Genomic DNA, 19,995 nt, shown 5'->3' with positions numbered 1-19,995 from the left:
ATATTACAAGGTGATCCTTAGGTTATTGATTTTGTGTGGCCAGCGGATTGCTCAAGGTCTCGTCTACCGGCAAATAGTAAATGATGCGCGGACTGGTATAAGGCACAGTCAGGTTAGGATAACCCGCCGGTGTTCTCGAAAGATCTACATCGGTCTCTTTTAAACCGGTCAGGTGATACCCCCAATACGCCTTATTCAGACTTTTTTTATTGCGGAAAACATCATAAGTCCTGTGCCCTTCAAATGCCATTTCTATGCGTTTTTCCGCCAGGACAATATCCAACGCGTTTGAACCTGCAGGCACTACTTTATTGTAAAGCGAAGCTTCCAGACCACGGTTCTTGCGGATCATATCCACATCATCCAGCGCTGCCGCATTAGCACCTGTCTTTGCCTTGGCTTCGGCACGGATCAGGTACATTTCTGCAATCCTGAACATGATGGGTGAACTTAAATTCGGAAGATTGTCCTGGAAAGAGAACTTGCTGATATAATACACTTCAATCCCGTTTTTCTTCTGTACCACCCCCCCGGCATCTTTTAAAGGAACAATATACGACCAGCGCACATCTTCAGGATGTGCAGACATCGCAGCCCGTAAGGAAGAAGAGGCGTATTCCTCGCCCCAGCCGGAGTTACCATCCGAGTAAATCATGGAAGCAATGGAACCGAATTTCCCATAATCGTCCACAACGGTAAAGGCAATGCAAAAAATGGTTTCACTGGCACTGGTTGCATTGGCGAACAATTTTGGATACGTCTCTTTTGTAGCCAGCGAAAACTTACCGGAGTTGATCACTTTGTCGGCATATTCGATGGCCTTTGCATTGTCTTCTTTATAAAGGTTAACCCTTGCCAGTAAGGACCATGCCGCTTCCTGTGAGGCATATTGAACCCCACGCGAGCGGGTCATCAAGCCCGCCGCTTTTTCAGCATCAGCAAGTACGGAATCGTAAACCTCTTTAACCGTTGATCTTTTCTTCTTTGCAGGATCACTAAGGTTGGTACGCAGGATGATCCCCGGCGAATTTGCGTCAACCGTATAGGGCTTGCCGAATAACCGGACCAGGTTAAAGTGGCAGAACGCACGCAAAAAGTAGCACTCGCCCAATAACTGATTGGTGGCTGGATCATTTTTACCTGATTTCTCTACGGCATCGATAACCGTATTTACGCCGGTAATGATCTTGTACGATAAATACCAGTAATAGCGGCTGTTGGCCTGAGCAGGTGAATGGTCCAGGCTAAAGCTATAATACAATGGATCGGTTGTTACCTGTCCGCAGACAATGTCATCGCTGGCAAAGTCAGTTAAGTGATAAAACTGGCGCAGGTACATGTTATTCATGTCTACCTTTCCGTTAAATTCAATATGGTCTTTAAACAAAGCGTAAGCTCCGTTCAGGGCATTGGTTAAACCCTCGCTGGTGTTCACCAGTGTTTCCGTACTGATGGCATCGCTTGGGAGAGAACTCAACTTTTTACAGCTGCTTACCGCAACCATCAAAAAGACGATGAGGGTAACTATAATATTTTTCATATACTTAATTTAATAGGTTGAAACCTGCTTAAAAGCTGAAATTAACGTTTAACAAATACTGGCGATTGTTGGGGTACTTAAAATCCGACACCCCTGGCGTTGCATAACGCGTTGGCGTGATGGTAGTCTGAGGATCCTGCCCGAGGAAGTTAGAAAAGGTAGCCACATTATCGGCCGTAATACCCACAGTGACATCGCTCATGCTGATTTTCTTCGCCCATGCCGAAGGCAAGGTATAGGAGAAAGCAATGTTTCTGATGGTAAAGTAACTTCCATCTTTCAAATAACGGGTGGAGGTTTCGGTAGAGTTGGCTGAGTTCTGCGGACTTGGTTCTGTAGCTCCTGTATCACCGGGATGGGTCCAGATTTTAGCATCCTTCGGCAATTTAATCTGGTTGTAATAAGGCTCATGACCATCATTCATCATAAATCTCAGGTTATTACTGAATACCTTGTTGCCGTAATTAAAATAGGTGCTCACTCTTAGATTAAAGTTTTTATACCTGAAGCTGTTGTTAAAACCGCCCTGGTATTTAGGCAGCGCCGAACCCACTTCCTGATTGGTAGCCTGTGAATAATCCGAAGTCTTTTCACTGGCTACAGCCTTGCCCTCTGTATTGTAGATGATCTTCTCCCAGACCGGTGCACCGGTTTGAGCATCAACACCTAACCATTTTGGCATGTAAAACTCGAACAGATTTCCGCCGTTGCGGTAAATCTGCGAGATGCTCCATGAACCTGTTTTAACGATATCTGAGGGGAAACCCGATAATTTGTTGTTGTTAAAGTTGAGGGTAAAATCAGTGATCCACTCAAAGTCTTTGGTTGTGATATTGGTCGAATTGATCCCCAACTCAATCCCTTTGTTAATGACCGTGCCTGCATTCTCCCATTTGGTTTCAAACCCGACCGACAAAGGTTGTGATACCTGCAGCAATAAGTCTTTGGTATCGTTGCGATAAACGTCGAAGGTTAAGTTTACCCGGTTGAATAAACCAATGTCCATACCCGCATTAAGCTGGCGTTTGCTTTCCCAGGTTAAGTTAGGGCTTGGCAATTGGTAAGGCACCGCCGCCACTAATGAATTGTATTTGGTGGTGAGGGAAAACAAGCCCAGGAAACGGGATGCCCCAATATCCTGAGTACCTGTGATGCCGTAGCTGGCACGTACTTTCAGGTTGCTGAAGATGGGGTTATCGGCCAGAAAAGCTTCATTGTTCAGTGCCCATGCTGCCGATACAGATGGGAAACCACCATACTGTTTGCTTGGCGCAAAGTTAGAGGAACCATCATACCGGAACGAGCCCGACAGGAAATATTTATTTTTGTAGTTGTAATTTACCTGCGACAACAAAGATTGTAAGATGTACTTATTATGCGCACCAACGATCACCTGATTGCTGGAGATCACACCCGGTACTTTCAATCCTTCCGGCAAACCTTTACCCGAAGCACCGGAGGTTTCGTTTTTACTGCTCTCAAAAGCACCGCCGGCAAAACCACTTAAGCTGTGTTCACCGAATTTAAAATTGAATTTAAACAACTGGTTACTCACGAGGCCATAGTTCAGGGTATTTAACTCATCGAGATAACCCATCCCATGGTAAGTACCCGCGGCCAGTGAGGATACATAATTGCTGCCTTTATCAAATGAAGCCGACAATCGGTTTGAACTGGCAAAGGTAAGCCAATCGGTAATGCGGTAATTGATCCCCAAATCGTAATTTACATTAAAACCTTTATAAGGGTGTTCCGAATTTTGTACCGTATGAATCGGATTTATTTTATCCCTCGACCACCATTTAAAGGTAGAATTGCCATCTACATAAACCGGGTTTCCGCTGGCATCATATGGGTTATCCCAGGGCATATTCAGGAAAGAATAATAGGCATCCATGTAATCGTAGCTCTTGCCCTGTGAAGCACTGAGGTTGATGTTATTGGTCAGATCCAGCTTTTTAGAAAAATGGTAAGTTGAGTTTCCACGCAGGTTAACCCGCTCAAAATCGGTATTGATGAAAGTGCCCTTCTCTTTATAATAGGATGCGCCTACATAATAATCGTTCTTCTCTGTTTTGCCACTGGCCGAGAGGTAGAAATTATAAATCGGCGCTTTTTTAAAGGACTCTTTGGACCAGTCGTAATCCTGATTGCGTAGCGATAAAGGGCGCTCGGAATAGAATTTAATGAGGTCAATCTTATAAGAATTATTGGCAGCACCCACCACATAGTCGCGGTAAAATTCTTTCTGGTAATCATAAAGTTCATTGCTGTTCATCAGCTCCATATTGCCGAAATCGGCAGTTCTGAAACCGGTAGATACTTTAGCCTCGAATCTCGTTTCGGCTTGTTTGGCCCTTTTAGTGGTGACGATGATCACCCCTGCGTTTGCCTGTGAGCCATACATGGCGGTAGCGCCGGCATCTTTTAATATCGTGACACTTTCCACGTCGTTAGGATCGTAATTCCCGCCGATAATCCCATCAACGACAAACAGCGGACTTTGGTTGGCATTAACAGAGGATACGCCACGCAGCCTGATCTCCGCATTGGCGCCTGGCGCACCGGAGCTGTTCACGACCTGCAAACCGGCCACCTTTCCCTGTAGCATGGCGCCAATAGAATTGGCAGTGACATCCTTTAATTTTGTAGAAGAAACGACAGACACGGCGCTGGTCAGCTCGCTTTGTTTCCTGGTGTCGTAACCGACCACCACCACATCGCCCAGCAGACTGATATCCTCATCAAGCACAATGTTTAAAACACTTCCGCCATTAACCGGCACCTCTTTTCTTATATAGCCCACAAAAGAAACCACCAATATGGCCTGCTCATCTACATTTTTCAACGCAAAATTTCCATTTTCGTCGGTGCTGACCACCTTACTCGCTCCTTTGACACTGACAGATGCCCCCGGCAATGGCTTTTTATCTTTGTCCAGCACCCTTCCACTGATATTAATGTCTTTAAGGATCGGATTGAGCTGCTGCAAGTCAGTTGGCCGGATCTTGATCAGGATGTTCCTGCGTTCCATTTTGTAGGTCAGGTTCTGGTCTTTTAATAAAGTTTCCATCACCTGTGCCAATTCTGAATCTTTAAAATTGGCATTAATTTTCATCTGGCTGTTTAAATTCTGGTCAGAATATAAAACCCGGAAACCGGTCTGCCTTTTGATCTCCTGAAAGACCTGATGAAGTGTCGTATTCTGTTTTACATAATTGACTTTTTGAGCAAAACCTGCCGCACTGACTTGTAATAAGCAGGTGGTAATGATGGCGATGATCAAATTAACTCTCATGAGTAGTCTTCTTTTATTTGTTGCCAGCGCTTTCGCAACAACAAAGTTCATAGCTGATAAAAGTGTAGGCAGTAGCCATCGGCATAGCATACCTAGGTTAAAAGCATTTAATTTCATACTTTTGTTGGATTGGGTTAATACGTGAACGGATCTCAAATTTGTTTTTTGGGTTAACTCAGATCTTTGCCATGGGAGTGCTGATACACTTTCATGGCTTTTTTCTTAAAAACCTCCTGAAGTATTAACTTGCTTTGTGTTTGGTTCTTTTCATGCGGTTTGGTTAGTTGTTGATGGTTAGGTTGGTTAACTATCGGACTGGTTAGGTCCTGGTTATCTGGTATATCTTCTATTTGGTAGTTACACGTATTTGTTTTCCTGCGATGGTAAAGCGCACATTACTGGTTTCTTCTAACATATTTAACACACTTGAAATATTTTCAGAGCGGGAAACAGAACCTGAAAATGTAGGTATTTTGCCAAGGTCATTTGTATAAATAATCCCGACACCATACCAGCGGGCAACTTTCCTCATGATGCTCGTTAAAGGTTCATTACTGAATACAAACTCCCCATTTTTCCAATCGGCAGCATCAATAGCATTCACTTCTTTCACATTGAATTTTCCATCGCTGAGCACAGATTGTTCACCGGGTTTCAAAGTCAGCTGTCCATTTAATTTCACGGAGCCTTCTATTAAAGTCGTCTTAATGCTCTGCTCATCCGGATAGGCATTCACATCGAAATGAGTTCCCAGAACTTCTACTTCCTGTCCTTTGCTTTTCACCAGGAATGGCTTTGTTTTATCTTTTGCCACTTCGAAGTAAGCTTCTCCCGTTAATTCTACGCTGCGTTGTTTGAGCGCAGAGAAGGAGGCCGGATATTTTAAAGAAGAGGCTGCATTTAGCCAAACCCTGGTACCATCCGGCAATTGCAATTCATATTGACCTCCAATTGGTGTTTCGATGCGGTTGTATTTTCCGATTGATTTCTTTCCTTCATCGGCAATTGTGTACACCAGTTGCCCCTCCGCAGTTTTGGTAATCTTTACCCCTCCCTCTTGTGCAAGCATTCCATTAGTTGCAGTGCTCAGCACAATCTTCTTTCCGTCGGCCAGGGTAAGGTAGGCTTTGTTGCCCCCTGCAGGAACATCATTTGAATATTGTTGAGGAGCCTTTATTTCAGCAGATGGCTGATAGCTGTAAAAATACAAGGCCATACCTGCCACGAAAACTACCGATGCTGCAGCCGCGATATAAGGCCACAACTTTCCGGTCTTAGGTGCGAATTGCTTTTCATTCTTTTCGAGCGATGCCCACATTTCTGCGCTGACCTCATTTAGTTCTGTTTCTGAAAGTCCTGCTTCATCGTTCTGATGGAGTTGATGCAGCCAAAGCCTGGCCATAGTCTCTTCTTCAGCCGTGGCAGTGCCGGAACTAACCTTATCCAATACTTCTTTTATGTCTTTCTTCATTGAATTCCTTTGCTCTTGTTGCTCAACAATAAGTAAAGGCGATTCAGGATCATGGATTAGGTACATCCAAATAAAAAAAAAGAATAAATAAGATAATCAACTGATATACAGCTAAATAATTTTTAGGAAAGAATCCATAGAATGAACACTACCGTCCCAAGTTTTACCTTCAGGTGCTTCATTGCTCTTTTAAGCTGGGTAGATACCGTATGTGCAGAGAGCCCTAATTGTCCTGCGATTTCTTTGGTGCTTAAAAACTCTCTTCTTTTTAAAGTATAGATTTCCCTCATTTTAGGAGGCATGGCGGCAATTTCATTTTCTATTAAGGCGGCGATATCTTTTTCCCGGATCAGGTAATCTGCTTCCGGAGAATTAACTTCGATATAGTGCTCCCCGCTTTCCGCATATTTTTTAATGATGCCTTTATGTTTAAAGATATCCAGAATCTGATGAAGGACGGTTTTATAAAGATATCCGGATAAGCTGGTATGGAGATGAAGCTCGTTGCGGTGATTTAAAAGCCAGGTAAAAGAATCCTGTACCACATCTTTTGATTCCTCTCTGTTTCTGAGTTTTTTATAAGCGTATAAGTATAGCAGCTTATCGTATCGCAGATAAATTTCTCTAAATACGGCATCATTACCTTCTTTCCATAAAGCAATCAACTCGTTATCAGTACAGGTGCTATAATTGGCCATAAAGAATACAAGTTATTGAATTTATCAGCAATAATATAATAATCTTACGTTTCGCACCACAGATGTACCGCTACAGGACCGTTTCTGTCAGCTCCCCAGGGTTTTCACACCTATCTGTAGCACCAATCGCCTTAGTCGCAGGCCGCTTATGCTTCCATCTGCGATGGCTCCATAACCAATAGGCAGGCTCCTCACTGATCATTTCCTCAAGAAAACGTGTTTGAAGCTCTGTGATTTCAAATTCCTCAGTTTTAGATGGATCTAAGCAAATGGGAACACAATCTACTTCATAATAACCCCGCTTTTTATAGTTTATCTTCAGATAAAAAACTGGTCTGTTGGTTTTTCTGGCTATTTTTTCAATCCCCAGCTGGATAGAGGTCTCCTGATTTAAAAAGGTAGTCCAGTAATTCGATTCCTCTTTTGATGGGGCCTGATCGCTACCGAAAGTAAATAGATTTGCGCGGTTTTTATTGGCCTGAATTGCCCTTAAAGTCTGACGCATAGCCACCATACGGTTCCCAAATTTGCTCCTCATCTTAAAAAACCAACTGTCAAAAAGCGAATTGCTTAAAGGTTTATAAATTGGATAATGTTCTCCTGAAAATGCCAGTCCGATGCCCATACATACCCATTCATAATTGCCATAATGCGCAGAGCAAAAAAGCACGCTCTCCTGATTCTGCAAATAAGCTTCGACCAGGTCCACATTTTTAAACTTAACCCGCTTATTCAACTCCTTTTTAGAAATGCTCTTCATTTTTACAATTTCCACGACGAGTGAAGCCAGAAACCTGAAATATTTCTTTTCAATATCATTAATTTCAGCGGGGCTCTTTTCTGGAAAGGAACGTATTAAATTCTCTCTGACTACCTTTCTGCGGTAGCCAAAAACATGGTAAACAAGCAAATAAAACACATCTGCCGCCCTATACAGGATAAATAAAGGTAAGAGCGAAATCGAGGTCAGTAAAAATATACCAACCTGGGAGAAACCTTTTCTGATCATTTCGTTTGATTTAACGGCCAAAATTAAACTTAGGATCAAAATCAATTGCCATACAATTGTTAGATTTTTACAAAAACAACTGAACCTAAAAAACTTCAGGGCAAATGCGTGGATCGGTATAAGAAAACCTTGTTACCACGCGGATGAAATGTCTGGTATTTGTGCTTATATATAATTGGCTATTACTTAGTCATTAATAGGTAGTTGATAGGTCAATCATTGGTCATAAAGACCTTTTAACAACCTTTTTACTACCTGGCAATAATTAACTTTAATTAGTTGCATATTAATTGTATATGCAAAACATTTCGTAACTTACTATCAGCAAAACCTAATAAATTAATTAAAAACATAATTATGGGAAAATTGATGAACGGAATATTTGGCGGATTCCATGGCAGAATCGGCAATCTGGTGGGTTATACCTTAAAAGGTAAACACATCGTCAGAAAAATAGGTATCAGCACTAAGCCGCTTACCCCCGCAAGAAAAGCGAATTGCCAAAAAATGAAGGTAGTAAACGAAATATTAAGCCCTTCGCTCCCTGTCATCCGGTCCGGATTCCGTTTGGCGATTGTCGGAACAGACAAAAATGAGTATAATGAAGCCGTTTCTTATAATAAACTGAATGCCCTTCAAGGGGAATATCCAAACATCAGCCTGGATTATACTAAAGTGCTTGTGAGTATGGGAGATCTTCCTGTAGCGGTTAATCCTGTCATCAATCAGAACGTCGATGGTACTGAAATCGAATTTAGCTGGGAAGTACCGGCTGATTTGTCCTATCAATATGATAACGACCGTGCCATGCTAATGATTTATTTCCCTGCATTAAAAGTAAGCTGTTATCATTTGATCGGATCAAAAAGAGCTGAAGGGACAGACAGTATCCGTATCGATGCAGCCCATGCAGGAGAACGCATGGAAGCCTATATCTCTTTTATCAAAGATGATGGGAAAGCGGTTTCAAACAGTGTTTATGCCGGTTCTTTAAATGCCGGTAAAGCAACAGAAAGCACTGTAGAAACAGCGTCTAAAATGGAAACACCGGACCTGGACTTCGGATTTTCGGGTTCAGATTTTGAAACCATAAGCGCTCCGAATCAGGAACTGGGTTTAGCTAAAAGCTGGAATCAGTATTTCTTAAAAAACAAGGCTAATGATGAGATTATTGGTGACTTCGCCTTTAAACTCAGACAAAACAACCAGCATATAGCCGAAATTAACATCAACATCTCTCCTACCGGACAGCACAAAGGCTATGCAAAAGAAACGGTATCTGCGGCCTTGTCTTTCCTGTTTAAAAATGCAGGAGTTAACCGGATTGTAAAAACGGTGAATGCTAAAGATGAGGCTGCTATAGCCTTGCTGAGAAACTTAGGTTTCAGAGAAGAAGGTTACTTCATAGAAAATGTCTTTATCGACGGTAAGTGGATCAACGAATATCAATTTGCGCTGTTAAAGTCCGAATGGGGTTTAATGAATTTAAATAGTTGATACCATTCCTAAACAAATGACTGAGCCAGGTGTTCTATTAATAAATAGATTCATCTACCATGGCATGTAAATTCACAATTGATTATACCAGGTCTAAGACCGAAATGATCAGGAACCTGGAAACCGCTATTGCAAATCAACATGGTCTTTTCCAGGGAGATGAAAATAATGGCGAATTCTCCTTTTCTACGATGGGTTTTACCTTTCGTGGTAACTATGCTATTGAAGGAGATTTAGTCGCTGTAGAAATCACCAATAAGCCTTTTTTGGTTTCCTGTGCAAAGATTGAATCAGAGATAAAAAAATACATGGAATCAGACCAGGAGCAAAATTAACTAAACGGATGCATCCACTGCGCTAAAAGCAACGGGTTCAAATGGCAATTCAAAAGAGAATACCGATCCTTTACCAGGCTCACTGTGCACCCTGATTTCGCTGCCATGCAATTTCAGAATTTCTGCGACAAGGTATAAGCCAATCCCGAAGCCGGAAACATTTTTCGCATGTCCGTCTGCAACCCGATAAAACCGTTCAAACAAATGCTGCTGATCTTCAGTTGAAATTCCCATACCCTGATCAGCAAAACTGATCTTCACTTTTTCCTTTTCTCTATCGCAGTAAATATTTATCGCTGTACCTGGGTTAGAATATTTAACAGCATTACTCAGGAGATTGTTCATCACCTGGCCGAGCTTTTCCCGGTCTCCCTGAATCGTCGCTTCAGGGCAGCGCTGACAGGCAATAACATGACTTGGAGCGAAAAGACGTGCTTCCCCAATCACCTCATTAACCAAATCAGACAATAGGAATCGGGAGGTATTTAAAGACATTTTACCTTCCTCTAACCGGGAAAGATTTAAAAAATCGTTAATCATCATACCCATCTTCTGCGTCTGTGCATTTGCTCTGGTCAAAACATCCTCAGTAAATCCATCCTGTTGTTTTTTGACTTTGGTCAGTGCCAGTTGAATATAGGATCTGATAGAAGTCAACGGCGTTTTTAGCTCATGGCTAACAATGGCTACAAAATCGTTCTTGTGCTGTTCATCCAGCTTTCTATCGGTAATATCCCTGGCAATCTTAGACAGACCGATGATGTTTCCGGCTTTATCTTTTACCGGAGAGATCGTTAGGGAAACGTCAATCAACACTCCATGTTTAGTCATTCTTTTGGTTTCAAAATGATCTACCCGCTCCCCTTTTTTCAGTTGACTGAGGATCATTGTTTCCTCCTGATGACGGTCTGTAGGAATAAGCTTTAATATAGACTGGCCAATCATTTCTTCTGCTGTATAACCAAATATCCTTTCCGCAGAAATATTCCAACTGGTAATGATGCTATTAAGGTCTTTACTAATGATCGCGTCATCAGTTGACTCTATAATGGCATTGAGTATGGCACTTTTTTCTTCCGCCTGTTTAAGGAAGGTAATATTCCTCGCGATTTTAGAGATTCCAATAATCTGCCCGGTAGCATTTTTAACTGGAGAAATGGTCAGTGACACATCAATAAGATCGCCGTTTTTCGTGAGCCTTTTGGTTTCAAAATGATTCACGCGTTCACCCGCCCTCATTCTATTTAAAATATCAGACTCTTCATCCACCCTGTCGGCCGGAATCAGTTTCAATATGGGCTCCCCTATCATTTCCGCTGCGCTGTAGCCGAAGATTCGCTCAGCCGAGGGGTTCCAGCTGGTCACTATCCCCTGAAGATTTTTACTGATAATCGCATCATCCGAACCATCGATAATTGCCTTTAAGGTTGCAGTTCTTTCTTCCACGAGCTGCATCGCTGCAATGAGTTCTTCCTTTTGCAGGACACTATCTTTCAATTCGTTAACACTATTCATAGTTATTATTGAGTCGGTTTAGTAAATCTTGCTCAGGAGGCATTCTCCTGAATGGAATTATGGCCTGTTTCCACTTCAATCTCCTTAGTAGTTACCGCGTAAGTTGAAGGGCGAATCTCTGAGCCATAGGCAATAGCATAAGCTTTTGTAAATTCCGCACCCAAATATAAAATGATTGAGGAATAATAAGTCCACAATAATAAAATAACCAGTGACCCTGCAGCTCCGTAGGTGCTGCCTACATCACTTTCTCCGATATAAATGGAAATACCAAATTTGCCCAGCATAAATAAAAGGGCGGTAACCACAGCGCCCAATAGCACATCCCGCCATTTGATGATCGCATCTGGTAACACTTTAAAGATCACAGCAAAAATGAGCGAGATCACCAGTAGCGTAAGCAACTGATTTAATATATAAAATATGACTACCGAAACTTCAGAAAATCTGGCCTGAAGGCGATTGCTCAAACCATCGAGCAAAGCTGTAATGGCTAACGAAACCAACAAAATGAAGCCCAGACTAATGATCACTGAAAAAGAGATAAACCTGTTTTGCAGGAATTTCAACCAGCCCCGTTTTGGCTTCGGTTTGAGCCCCCAGATGGTATTAATGGAATCCTGTATGTCGGCAAATACGGTCGTCGCCCCAATAAGAAGGGTTACAATCCCTATGACAAAAGCAACCACGCCCTTATCACCGATGGCTGCTTTTGAAACAATTTCCTGAAGTTGTAAGGCCGTTTCTTTACCCATAAACCCAGCCAGCTGATCATAAATTTTCCCCTGAGCGGCTTCCTGGCCCAGGAATATACCACATAAGGAGATCACCACCACCAGCAAGGGTGCCATGGAAAAAACCGTATAGTAAGCAAGTGAGCCACTCAGTTTAGTCACCTTATGATCGTCAAATCCGGTAAAGGTTGCTTTCACGACATTCCATGTGCCTTTAAAAGTAATTCGGTCCCGTTCCATGCATCATTTATTTTATATCCATACCCGATAATTTAAACGGTTATCAAAAGTGATCAAAATGAAAAAGCTAATTACTTCAGGGAAGCGTTTATCTCCTTAGCCATCTGGTTATGTTTTTCCAAAACTGGTAAAGTGCGTGCAGCAAAGTCTTTTATTTCAGAATCCAGACCGCTGACGGACCTGAAGAGGTCTAGTGTTTTACCATGGTCGGTCACCATCATGCCCATATAATGAGTATCAAAATCCTTTCCCTTAAGGTTTTTCATCGCATCCATATGCGTCTTTACCTCTGCAGGGTACTCAAGTGGTAACAGGTGTTTCAATTTTGCTGCCACTGTTTTAAGATCTGAGTTGGCTTTGGTATGATCTGCGACCATTTGACTGGCAAATTTCCTGACCTGCTCATTACGGGATTTTTCAAGGGCAAGTTTTCCGAGGTCAACTTCCATCATTCCACCGAGGGCCGCAGTGTCCATAAAGGCTGCTCCGTCATCATCTACGTCACTTTCGTGCGTCACGTTATTAGAGGCCTTTAAACTGTCATTCATTCGCAAGGAATCGCTTCCGACCGTTGCACTGTCCTGTTGCGCGTTCGCACTTTTATCGGTATTCTGACAAGCGGCAAAGCCTGCAAAGATCAACAGGGCTGCGCTAAATTTTGAAATGTTTATAGTTTTCATAGTTGTATAGATTGTGATTGGTTAACAACTGGAAAACGCAGTTGTTTTGGAAAGAACAAGAACTGTTGCTTTAGGATTTTTTTTTAAGATCGTAAAAACTAAAGCCCATCCACATTGTTCATCAGTCAAAACATCACTATGAAAAATGAACTCAACAATCAAATTATGGAACGCCTGACGACATTCGGGCTGGCCACTACCGGAAAAGAGAACATCGACAAGGGCGAAAGAATCGTTTCCCTGCTTGCTGGGGGCTGGCTATTGTATAAGAGTCTGAAAAAAATGGGCAAACATCCTTTCCTGGGACTTCAAGGTGCAGCCGCAGGCGGGCTGATGCTCTACCGCGGAGCAACCGGAGTATGCCCTTTATACAAGCAACTGGATAAAGATACTACAGATCCTCAGGCGATCAACATTACAGAAGACATTGTGGTCAATGCGCCAAGAGATAAAGTTTACGCGTTCTGGAGGGAGCTTTCGAACCTGCCTAAGTTTATGAAGCATTTGAAGAGTGTAGATGAGCTCAGCGATGAGGTTTCGCTTTGGAAAGCCAATACACCGGGTGGATTGATAGACCTGAACTGGAATGCCGGGATTACCCGTGAAGAGGTAGGTGAATACCTGGGCTGGCAATCTCTGGAAGGATCCATGATCGACAATGCGGGTAAGGTGGAATTCCGGGAAACCCTAAACGGTACCGGCACTGAACTTCACGTAGAAATTGATTATTTCCCGCCGGCAGGCAGCGTGGGCAGAGGAATTACTTCTTTGTTTAACGGCATATTCGAGCGTATGATCCGGGAGGATATCCAACGCTTCAAAAGCTATGCAGAAGAAACCGATTTCAAACGCTACGCAGGACTGGCTTTGTAACACGGAATTATTTATACACCTATATATCTTAACCTATAAAAACAAACATCATGGGAAATTTGCTTTATACCGTCGCAGTTATTTTAGTTATCATTTGGGCCATTAGTTTCTTTGGCGGTTTTTATACAGGCGGAATCATCCACGCCCTGGTCGTGATTGCTATCATAGCCGTTGTACTTGGTCTCGTACGAAGAGCCTAAGTAAATCCGGCCCTGCACAGGGGCCGGATTTAAATGTTCCAGCTCCTGCTGTTCCTATGCAAACAGGCAACAGATTAGAATTTAATCGAGTAGCAGAACTTTTCGGGACAATGATTGTTTTAATAGAACTTAAAAAAACTGTTATGAATAATTACCAGCAACCACAAACAGAGGGACATGATGAGCAGACCGTTCTTATCGATCCGGCCATTACCGGAGAAACTGATGAAATGGATCCAACCTTTTATCAGGATGGCCCGCCTGTAGATCCGGAAGAGGAAGAAGAGGAGGATGACGACGACTTTCCTTCCAGAGAAGACCTGGAGGATGATGAGTATGATCTGAATCACGATACAGAGGACGACCTGAGCTTAAACACCGATGACGATGATGATTTTTAACGGTCTCAACTATGGAAGCGCACCAACTGGAACGATTTATTACCGCACAAAAGGCGGTCTACCAGACCGCATTGGCTGAACTGCAGGCCGGCAGGAAACAGGGTCATTGGATGTGGTATATTTTTCCTCAAATCCAGGGGCTGGGCTTTACAGAAACCTCCAGGCATTATGCTATCGAGGATTTAAGCGAAGCAACCGAATACCTCGCTCATCGGGTATTAGGTCCGAGGCTGATTTTAATGTGTAATACGCTGCTGGAATTACAAACCAGCGATGCACACCAGATATTTGGCAGTCCGGACGACCTGAAGTTAAAATCCAGCATGACCTTATTCTCAGCCGTACCCGATACAGATCCGGTTTTTGAAAAGGTCCTGCAAAAATTCTATAATGGCTTAAAAGACCACATCACCTTAAAAATACTGAAGTTACAAAACGTTTAAAAATAGCTTGAGCTTTTAACCGGAGAACAACTGCTGTTGTGACCGTCAGACTTATGGCCTAACGATTTTTTGCATAGTTGATTTCAAAAAACTAGATTACGCTTAAGTTTGAAATTTAAATGATACGACAGTGAATTGGATTACCCGCGAAAGACCGAAAATAGATCGCATAGCTTGTCCGTGGTTAATCAGGAACTTTATTGATAGCGATGCTCATTTTTTTTACGTTCCATTTGATCAGGTTATAGAAAAAGCCGCAGCATTAAACGCCATTCCTTTTGATGTCCCTGGCGTTGAATTGACACATCAACAGGATCAATGCACTTTTGATGCCCTTATCAAAAAGTATCAGCTAAACGATCCCGCACTTCATGCAATGGCCCCGATTGTAAGGGCAGCCGATACGGATCAGCACCACCTGTCAAATCAGGCTGCTGGTTTATGGGCAATTGCAGCTGGCATGTCTTATAACATCAAAGATGACTTAGAATTGCTCCAAGCCGGGACAGTGATCTACGATGCGCTATATACCTGGGCAAAACACCTTCAGGATGTAAAACATACAGAAAGTCCGGTTGAACAGCTTTTAGTTGATGTTTATCAGAAGTACCTTAAAAAAGGAAAGACTGGAAAAATACCTGCCTGGGCGACAGAATTAAAAACGATTATACAAGATCAGATTGATACAAATCTTGCCCTCAGCTTAACCGGGGTCTCCCAGGAATTAAAGGTAAACCCAGCCTATGTTTCCAGAGAGTTTTCTAAATATTTTGATAACCTCTCATTTGGGGAATATATCCGAAAACTCAGGATAGATAAAGCCATTGTGTTCATGGATACTTCTGATTATTCCTTTTCTGAAATTGCCTACCTAACAGGTTTTTCAGACCAAAGCCACTTTGCCCGCATTTTTAAACAGGAAACAGGTTTAACTCCTTCAGCCTACAGAAAGAATGCTTTAAAAGGTAAAATACATCCCAATAGTTAAAACCATTCTATTTTATTTTCTATAAGGTCCGTAGCCTTGTGCTATGCGATCTACAGTCTATAAAACCCGATTCAGTCCCTTTTTTGGCGGTCTGATCTTTTTGATTTTCATTAATAATTATGGTCTGCAGGCATCTGCGCAGACCTATCCCAAAATAGCCGGCTATGTTGGGATTGTCCATCCCATTGTTACTTTTAGTTCCGACGGAGCCCATACAAATTTTAAAGACAGCTACGTGGTTGGAATGCCGATAGGGATCAACATATGGAAGAGTGCAACAATCGGTTTCAGCACTGAAATTGTACCTTTTGTAAAAGCCACCGGTAAGAGCAGCAAAGTAAACAACGTCTTATTTCATCCCGGGATTCTTGTCGCCCTTGGTGGTGGTTTTACTTTTGCAGGTCGCGCGGCCTTTGAAACATCCGGCAGGTATGGCCTCACTCCCGTATTGAACAAAGTAATTAAGAAAAATAAGGGCAGCAGCTATTTCATTGCGGTTCCTTTACCTGCCCGCTTTGGAAACGAACTTCCATCTTCTTTTGGTATTGGTTTCCAGTTTGGCATTTCATTTTAATTGACCTGTATGAAAAAAGAACTGATCATTAAACCGGCCTATTCAAGAAGTGATTTGGCTACCTACTTTTTAAAATTAGGCACCTGGGGTTTTGGAGGTCCGGTTGCCCTTGTCGGCTATATGCACCGTGACCTGGTAGAAAACAGGAAATGGATTACTGAAGAAGAATATAAAGAAGGACTTGCCCTGTCACAACTGGCACCAGGGCCATTAGCTGCCCAACTTGGTATCTATGTAGGCTTTGTCCATTATGGACTAATCGGCGCTACTTTAGCCGGACTTGCTTTTGTACTCCCCTCTTTTGTTATGGTCCTGTTATTGGGCATCGGATATAAACTATATAGTGGCTTACCGGGGATGCAAGCTGTGTTTTATGGAGTAAGCGCCTCCGTCATTGGCATCATCGCCATCAGTGCCTACAAGCTGACCATTAAATCGGTGAGTAGCCTTGATATTGGAGCAATCAAATCCAAATGGCTCCTTTGGATTTTTTATGCACTTGGGGTTGTGGTTACGGTCATCACTGAAAAGGAAGATATTTTGTTGTTTATTGGATGTGGTCTGATTTACATGGTAGTCAAATCCCCACCGAAATGGATCAGGTGTACTGCAGCTGTACCATCAGTAATTTTATTGGGTATTGGATTTTGGCATGATGACGGAAAGAACTTGCAGGAAATCGGTTGGTTCTTCCTAAAGGCGGGTGCATTCGTGTTTGGCAGCGGTCTGGCTATTGTTCCCTTTTTACATAGCGGAGTAGTTCAGGGATTCGGATGGCTGACAGAACAGGAATTTTTGGATGCTGTGGCTGTAGCGATGATCACACCGGGACCGGTTGTCATCACGGTGGCGTTTATTGGTTATTTGGTTGCTGGTTTCCCCGGAGCCTGCGTTGCCGCTTTAGCGACTTTTTTACCCTGTTACATTTTTACCATAGCGTTGGCACCCGGCTTTAAAAAGATCGCAAAAAACACCAGTATCAAGGCATTTGTAGACGGAATTACAGCAGTAGTAATTGGTGCATTGGTTGGTGCAGTAATCATTATCGCTACACGCGCAATTGTAGATATTCCTACCGCCCTAATCGCGATATTCAGTATGCTGGCTTTGATTTACCTAAAAAAAATAAAAGAACCGCATCTCATACTCGCATCGGCTATAATTGGAATAGTACTTAGCAGGTAAGGTGTTTTCTCAGATATCTGGCCGTTTCGGAGGTTTTATCTTCCAGCAGCTGACTTACCGTTCCCTCAAAAACCAGCTGTCCGCCATACTTGCCCGCACCTGGTCCAATATCAATAATCCAGTCGGCTTGCGAGATGATATCAAGGTTGTGTTCAATAACCAGAAGTGTATTACCTTCGTCGACCAACCTATTTAAAATACGCATCAGTCTTTCCGTATCCGAGGGATGTAATCCGGTACTGGGTTCATCCAGCACGAGTATATTCTGCTCACCTTTTAATTCCCTGCTTAATTTCAGCCGTTGCATCTCCCCTCCTGAAAAGGAATTAAGGCGTTGCCCTAATTTCAAATAACTTAAACCAAGTTCTGACAGCAGGTCAAAATACGATACGAAATCATGACCCTTAAAAAAGGTTTCCGCTTCCTCTACCGTTAAATTCAACACCTCAGCAATGTTTTTGTGCTTGATTTTATATTTCAATACATCCGGGTTAAATCCCGTTCCATTACAGACTTCACATGGCAGCTCGATATCATCCATAAACGCCAGGTCGATCTTTTCGATGCCCAGTCCTTTGCAATTCGGACATGCCCCCTTACTATTGCTGCTGAAAAGTTGATTGCTCACCTTATTGGCATCTGCAAATAGCTTTCTTATCTGATCAGAAATCCCGAGATAAGTCAGCAGTGTGGATCTTGAATGCCCTGCTATGGGAGACTGATCAATAATTTTAACTTCAGGAAACTGAACTGGCAAAACTTTACTGATCAGCGTACTCTTGCCTGATCCTGCGACCCCGGTAATAACAGACAGTACACATTTGGGAATTTCAACTGAAATATCTTTCAAATTAAACATACGCGCCGACTTAATATTTATTGAACCGACTCCTATACGGGGATTCATTTTATAAGTACGCTGGGAGGAGAAATATTTGCCGGTTTTACCCGCTGATGTGTTTAGATTTGCAAAAGTTCCCTGATAAACGATCTCGCCGCCATGAACTCCAGAAAATGGGCCCATATCCACAATGTGGTCGGCAATACGGATGATATCCGGATCGTGCTCTACGATAAGAACAGTATTTCCCTTCTCTTTTATCTGCTTTATGATCTGGGAAATATTATCCAGATCTTTTGCATGAAGGCCAATGCTGGGTTCATCGAAGATGTACAGCAGATCTTCCAGACTATTCCCCAGATGTCTGACCATTTTGATCCGTTGTGATTCTCCTCCTGACAAAGAATTTGTTGCCCTATTCAGGGTAAGGTATTGAAGCCCTATAGTAATTACATTTTCAAGCTTTTTTTCCAGTTCATTTAATATGGTTTCGGCCGTTCTGGAGGAAAGCGACCTGACAAATTCCAGCAGTTCTTCAATGGAAAGCGCAGTACATTCGGCGATATCTTTTCCTTTAATCTTACATGAAAGTACTTTTTCATTTAGCCTTTTACCCTCGCACTTCGGGCAAGTCCCGGATACAATGATCTTTTGTAAGTCTTTTTTTCTCTTATGATACTCTTTGGATTCCTTCTTTAAGAAATCGTTCTCTATTCGTTTTAGCAGACCAATATACAGCATTGTTTTTCCCCATGATCTATCCGGATGTGCGGGTTTGTGTTCCTCGGCATTGAGCAGCAGGTCCCATTCTTTCTTAGAGAAATCTTTAAGTTTTTTATCCGCGTCAAAGTATCCTGAACGTGTGTATCTTAACCACCTATATCCCCCCGGTTGAAATGTCGGAAACAAAATGGCACCTTCATTCAAGGACTTTTCCAGGTCCAACAGCTGGTCGGTATCGATCTTACTGGTATACCCCAGGCCTTCGCAGACCGGACACATTCCCTGCGGATTATTGAAGGAAAAAACATTGGAATATCCGACAAAAGGTGTTCCCATTCTTGAGAACAACAGTCGTAGCGAAGCAAGGATATCTGTAGCAGTTCCAACAGTGGATCTGGCATTACCTCCCAGTCGTTTTTGATTGATAATTACAGGTACGTTTAAATGCTGGATTTTATCAACGTCGGCAATACCGATATGATTCAGACGGTTTCGTGTAAAGCTATTTTGCGTTTCGTTGATCTGGCGCTGTGCTTCGGCTCCTATGGTTTCAAAAACAAGTGATGATTTTCCGGAACCTGAAACGCCGGTAAATACAGTGATCAGGTTCTTGGGTATCTCTAATGAAATATTTTTCAGGTTATTCTGACGGGCACCGGATATTTTTATGGTTCTCATACGGGATTTCAGATTGGTTACGTGGATACACGCTACAAAAATAGTTCCGCTTGTGACAACCGTATGTCAGGG

Annotated in this window: 18 protein-coding genes; 9 read left to right on the top strand and 9 right to left on the bottom strand. The window is 42.6% G+C overall.

What is annotated here, in order from left to right:
• Positions 1-22: 22 nt before the first annotated feature.
• From BFS30_RS21260 to BFS30_RS21240, 5 genes are all read right to left on the bottom strand, one after another.
• The gene (locus tag BFS30_RS21260) at positions 23-1,540 is read right to left on the bottom strand and encodes a RagB/SusD family nutrient uptake outer membrane protein (protein WP_069381126.1); all 1,518 of its coding nucleotides are present in this window, start codon (positions 1,538-1,540) and stop codon (positions 23-25) included.
• A 28-nt stretch (positions 1,541-1,568) separates the two neighbouring features.
• The gene (locus BFS30_RS21255; protein WP_083252338.1) at positions 1,569-4,838 is read right to left on the bottom strand and encodes a SusC/RagA family TonB-linked outer membrane protein; all 3,270 of its coding nucleotides are present in this window, start codon (positions 4,836-4,838) and stop codon (positions 1,569-1,571) included.
• 346 nt (positions 4,839-5,184) lie between these two features.
• Complete coding sequence (locus tag BFS30_RS21250; RefSeq protein ID WP_069382587.1) at positions 5,185-6,309, bottom strand: FecR family protein; 1,125 nt, start codon at positions 6,307-6,309, stop codon at positions 5,185-5,187.
• 122 nt (positions 6,310-6,431) lie between these two features.
• Complete coding sequence (locus BFS30_RS21245) at positions 6,432-7,007, bottom strand: RNA polymerase sigma factor (RefSeq protein WP_069381125.1); 576 nt, start codon at positions 7,005-7,007, stop codon at positions 6,432-6,434.
• A 70-nt stretch (positions 7,008-7,077) separates the two neighbouring features.
• The gene (locus BFS30_RS21240; RefSeq protein WP_069381124.1) at positions 7,078-8,016 is read right to left on the bottom strand and encodes a lysophospholipid acyltransferase family protein; all 939 of its coding nucleotides are present in this window, start codon (positions 8,014-8,016) and stop codon (positions 7,078-7,080) included.
• A gap of 357 nt (positions 8,017-8,373) precedes the next feature.
• On the opposite strand from BFS30_RS21240, the gene BFS30_RS27560 reads away from it, so the two are divergent.
• Both BFS30_RS27560 and BFS30_RS21230 read left to right on the top strand, forming a co-directional pair.
• Entirely contained in the window at positions 8,374-9,513 is a 1,140-nt protein-coding gene (locus BFS30_RS27560; RefSeq protein ID WP_083252163.1) for a GNAT family N-acetyltransferase, read from the top strand.
• 59 nt (positions 9,514-9,572) lie between these two features.
• Positions 9,573-9,848 (top strand): hypothetical protein, encoded by a 276-nt coding sequence (locus tag BFS30_RS21230; RefSeq protein WP_069381123.1) that lies wholly within the window; start codon positions 9,573-9,575, stop codon positions 9,846-9,848.
• Here the strand turns inward: BFS30_RS21230 and BFS30_RS21225 are convergent, their stop codons facing one another.
• The 3 genes from BFS30_RS21225 to BFS30_RS21215 form a co-directional block, all read right to left on the bottom strand.
• Positions 9,849-11,363 carry a PAS domain-containing sensor histidine kinase gene (locus BFS30_RS21225; protein WP_069381122.1) on the bottom strand — a complete coding sequence of 505 codons (1,515 nt, stop codon included), beginning with the start codon at positions 11,361-11,363 and terminating at the stop codon, positions 9,849-9,851.
• 32 nt (positions 11,364-11,395) lie between these two features.
• The gene (locus BFS30_RS21220; protein ID WP_069381121.1) at positions 11,396-12,337 is read right to left on the bottom strand and encodes a YihY/virulence factor BrkB family protein; all 942 of its coding nucleotides are present in this window, start codon (positions 12,335-12,337) and stop codon (positions 11,396-11,398) included.
• Between the two features lie 71 nt (positions 12,338-12,408).
• On the bottom strand, positions 12,409-13,017 hold the full coding sequence (locus tag BFS30_RS21215) for a DUF4142 domain-containing protein (RefSeq protein ID WP_069381120.1): 609 nt from the start codon (positions 13,015-13,017) through the stop codon (positions 12,409-12,411).
• Between the two features lie 138 nt (positions 13,018-13,155).
• Between BFS30_RS21215 and BFS30_RS21210 the strand changes: the two genes are divergently transcribed.
• The 7 genes from BFS30_RS21210 to BFS30_RS21185 all read left to right on the top strand — a co-directional run bounded on the left by BFS30_RS21210 (position 13,156) and on the right by BFS30_RS21185 (position 17,681).
• The gene (locus BFS30_RS21210; RefSeq protein WP_069381119.1) at positions 13,156-13,890 is read left to right on the top strand and encodes an SRPBCC family protein; all 735 of its coding nucleotides are present in this window, start codon (positions 13,156-13,158) and stop codon (positions 13,888-13,890) included.
• A 50-nt stretch (positions 13,891-13,940) separates the two neighbouring features.
• Positions 13,941-14,090, top strand: a complete 150-nt coding sequence (locus BFS30_RS27830) for a lmo0937 family membrane protein (protein ID WP_157262994.1) — start codon at positions 13,941-13,943, stop codon at positions 14,088-14,090.
• Positions 14,091-14,233: 143 nt separating this feature from the next.
• Positions 14,234-14,491, top strand: coding sequence for a hypothetical protein (locus tag BFS30_RS21205; RefSeq protein ID WP_157262993.1), 258 nt, complete (start codon positions 14,234-14,236; stop codon positions 14,489-14,491).
• An 11-nt stretch (positions 14,492-14,502) separates the two neighbouring features.
• Positions 14,503-14,934 (top strand): DUF1810 domain-containing protein, encoded by a 432-nt coding sequence (locus BFS30_RS21200; protein ID WP_069381117.1) that lies wholly within the window; start codon positions 14,503-14,505, stop codon positions 14,932-14,934.
• 130 nt (positions 14,935-15,064) lie between these two features.
• Positions 15,065-15,922: a chromate resistance protein ChrB domain-containing protein gene (locus BFS30_RS21195; protein WP_069381116.1), complete on the top strand. Its 858-nt coding sequence runs from the start codon at positions 15,065-15,067 to the stop codon at positions 15,920-15,922.
• Between the two features lie 43 nt (positions 15,923-15,965).
• Positions 15,966-16,496: a hypothetical protein gene (locus BFS30_RS21190; protein ID WP_069381115.1), complete on the top strand. Its 531-nt coding sequence runs from the start codon at positions 15,966-15,968 to the stop codon at positions 16,494-16,496.
• Between the two features lie 9 nt (positions 16,497-16,505).
• Entirely contained in the window at positions 16,506-17,681 is a 1,176-nt protein-coding gene (locus tag BFS30_RS21185; protein WP_069381114.1) for a chromate transporter, read from the top strand.
• On the opposite strand, the gene BFS30_RS21180 is transcribed toward BFS30_RS21185, so the two are convergent.
• Positions 17,671-19,923 carry an ATP-binding cassette domain-containing protein gene (locus tag BFS30_RS21180; protein WP_069381113.1) on the bottom strand — a complete coding sequence of 751 codons (2,253 nt, stop codon included), beginning with the start codon at positions 19,921-19,923 and terminating at the stop codon, positions 17,671-17,673. The genes BFS30_RS21185 and BFS30_RS21180 overlap by 11 nt on opposite strands.
• Positions 19,924-19,995 lie beyond the last annotated feature (72 nt).

This window comes from Pedobacter steynii, assembly GCF_001721645.1.
Lineage (GTDB): Bacteria > Bacteroidota > Bacteroidia > Sphingobacteriales > Sphingobacteriaceae > Pedobacter > Pedobacter steynii_A.
This window is presented reverse-complemented; position numbering and strand designations above follow the sequence as displayed.

Coding starts and splice junctions, on each gene's coding strand:
- BFS30_RS21260 (WP_069381126.1), bottom strand. CDS start 1,540: ATGAAAAATATTATAGTTACCCTCATCGTCTTTTTGATGGTTGCGGTA.
- BFS30_RS21255 (WP_083252338.1), bottom strand. CDS start 4,838: ATGAGAGTTAATTTGATCATCGCCATCATTACCACCTGCTTATTACAA.
- BFS30_RS21250 (WP_069382587.1), bottom strand. CDS start 6,309: ATGAAGAAAGACATAAAAGAAGTATTGGATAAGGTTAGTTCCGGCACT.
- BFS30_RS21245 (WP_069381125.1), bottom strand. CDS start 7,007: ATGGCCAATTATAGCACCTGTACTGATAACGAGTTGATTGCTTTATGG.
- BFS30_RS21240 (WP_069381124.1), bottom strand. CDS start 8,016: ATGATCAGAAAAGGTTTCTCCCAGGTTGGTATATTTTTACTGACCTCG.
- BFS30_RS27560 (WP_083252163.1), top strand. CDS start 8,374: ATGGGAAAATTGATGAACGGAATATTTGGCGGATTCCATGGCAGAATC.
- BFS30_RS21230 (WP_069381123.1), top strand. CDS start 9,573: ATGGCATGTAAATTCACAATTGATTATACCAGGTCTAAGACCGAAATG.
- BFS30_RS21225 (WP_069381122.1), bottom strand. CDS start 11,363: ATGAATAGTGTTAACGAATTGAAAGATAGTGTCCTGCAAAAGGAAGAA.
- BFS30_RS21220 (WP_069381121.1), bottom strand. CDS start 12,337: ATGGAACGGGACCGAATTACTTTTAAAGGCACATGGAATGTCGTGAAA.
- BFS30_RS21215 (WP_069381120.1), bottom strand. CDS start 13,017: ATGAAAACTATAAACATTTCAAAATTTAGCGCAGCCCTGTTGATCTTT.
- BFS30_RS21210 (WP_069381119.1), top strand. CDS start 13,156: ATGAAAAATGAACTCAACAATCAAATTATGGAACGCCTGACGACATTC.
- BFS30_RS27830 (WP_157262994.1), top strand. CDS start 13,941: ATGGGAAATTTGCTTTATACCGTCGCAGTTATTTTAGTTATCATTTGG.
- BFS30_RS21205 (WP_157262993.1), top strand. CDS start 14,234: ATGAATAATTACCAGCAACCACAAACAGAGGGACATGATGAGCAGACC.
- BFS30_RS21200 (WP_069381117.1), top strand. CDS start 14,503: ATGGAAGCGCACCAACTGGAACGATTTATTACCGCACAAAAGGCGGTC.
- BFS30_RS21190 (WP_069381115.1), top strand. CDS start 15,966: ATGCGATCTACAGTCTATAAAACCCGATTCAGTCCCTTTTTTGGCGGT.
- BFS30_RS21185 (WP_069381114.1), top strand. CDS start 16,506: ATGAAAAAAGAACTGATCATTAAACCGGCCTATTCAAGAAGTGATTTG.
- BFS30_RS21180 (WP_069381113.1), bottom strand. CDS start 19,923: ATGAGAACCATAAAAATATCCGGTGCCCGTCAGAATAACCTGAAAAAT.